At 58.3% G+C, this 1,446-nt stretch carries 2 protein-coding genes and 1 pseudogene; 2 read left to right on the top strand and 1 reads right to left on the bottom strand.

The annotated features are described in order from the left end of the window. A pseudogene (locus tag CK240_RS17525) lies at positions 1-246 on the top strand (transposase); the annotation flags it as partial. Between the two features lie 227 nt (positions 247-473). Further along, positions 474-1,052 carry a recombinase family protein gene (locus CK240_RS17520; protein WP_095641536.1) on the top strand — a complete coding sequence of 193 codons (579 nt, stop codon included), beginning with the start codon at positions 474-476 and terminating at the stop codon, positions 1,050-1,052. A gap of 129 nt (positions 1,053-1,181) precedes the next feature. Here the strand turns inward: CK240_RS17520 and CK240_RS17515 are convergent. Next, the coding region (locus tag CK240_RS17515; protein ID WP_167650107.1) for a transposase at positions 1,182-1,446 on the bottom strand (265 nt) is incomplete at its 5' end.

The following is a 1,446-nucleotide window of genomic DNA, read 5'->3' as shown; positions in this document are numbered from 1 at the left end:
AAGATCCACATCGGAATTGACGAGCAGACGCTGGAAATACGCGCAGCCGAGTTCACCACCAGCAACGTGGGCGATGCGCCCATGCTGCCCGATCTGCTCGACCAAATCCCACCGGATCAGGAGATCGCCAGCGCCACCGCTGATGGCGCCTTTGACACCCGCAAGTGCCACGATGCCATCGCCGCCCGAGGTGCTGCCGCAGTCATACTGCCCCGCAGAAACGCCAGACCATGGAAACCCGACACTCCCTATCATGACCGGATCTCATGACAAGGGACAGTCAAAACAATCCGCCCGTTTGGGCGGTCACTCAAAAACCTGTTCCGAAAAACGTGCGTTTGATGGAAAATCCTTGTACTTGTCCAAAAATATCTCCGGGACAGGTAATCGGACGAGTTGATTTATGGATGAGTTTGCGGACACATGGACCTTGCAAGGTGCCTTGGCAGCGTCCTTTCCCGAATGGAGGATCCATGACCCTTATAGGATATGCCCGTGTTTCGACCATCGAGCAGGATCTCGCCCTTCAGCTCGATGCCCTCCATGCTGCCGGCACAACCCGCATCTTCGAGGATCGCGGTGTGTCCGGTGCCAAAACCGAGCGGCTTGGGCTGAACGCAGCGCTCTCGTTCCTCCGGGACGGCGACACCCTCGTAGTTTGGAAGCTCGACCGTCTCGGGCGGTCGATGACGCATCTGCTGCAGACCGTTTCCGACCTGGAGAGCCGCGGCGTGGGCTTCCGGTCGCTCACCGAGTACATCGACACGACCACCTCGACTGGACGGCTCGTGTTCCACATCTTCGGTGCTCTCGGCCAGTTCGAGCGGGATCTGATCCGCGAACGGACGAACGCGGGACTCACAGCGGCCGCGGCCCGAGGCCGAAAGGGCGGCAGGCCTGCCGCCGCCACGCCTGAAAGGGTTGCACGTGCCCAGCAGCTCATTGCGTCCGGCCTCACAGTGCGCGAAGCGGCCGCACGCGTGAAAATCGGCAAGTCCGCTCTTTACGCCGCGTTCAAGGCTAATGCCAACATCCATGAAGCGGACAAATAGCGCCATCAGAACCCTACCAAATAACGCACTAATCTACAGTGGTCTATTTTAGTACCGGCCGAGATGTCTAAAATACGAACGTTAGTGCACGTGGTATCCGCATAGCCTAGGCTCCAGACCTATTGATCTTCAGAGCCAAAACAGAACGGTGGCTGCGAGGGCGATTGCGGAGAAGAAGGTTTCTGGGCATCGGTCGTATCGAGTGGCGACGCGTCTCCGATCCTTCAGCCGACCGAACATGATCTCAATGCGGTTGCGCCGCTTGTAACGCCGCTTGTCGTATTTCACAGTCTTCTTGCGGGACGACCTGCCTGGGATGCAGACCTTTATTCCTTTATCCTCAATAGCCTCTCGGAGCCAGTCTGCATCATAGCCCCGATCCGCAACCAGCCAA

Origin of the sequence: Paracoccus salipaludis (assembly GCF_002287065.1) — a bacterium.
Lineage (GTDB): Bacteria > Pseudomonadota > Alphaproteobacteria > Rhodobacterales > Rhodobacteraceae > Paracoccus > Paracoccus salipaludis.
This window is presented reverse-complemented; position numbering and strand designations above follow the sequence as displayed.

Excerpts from the sequence above, each read along its gene's own strand:
- CK240_RS17520 (WP_095641536.1), top strand. The coding sequence starts at position 474 with ATGACCCTTATAGGATATGCCCGTGTTTCGACCATCGAGCAGGATCTC.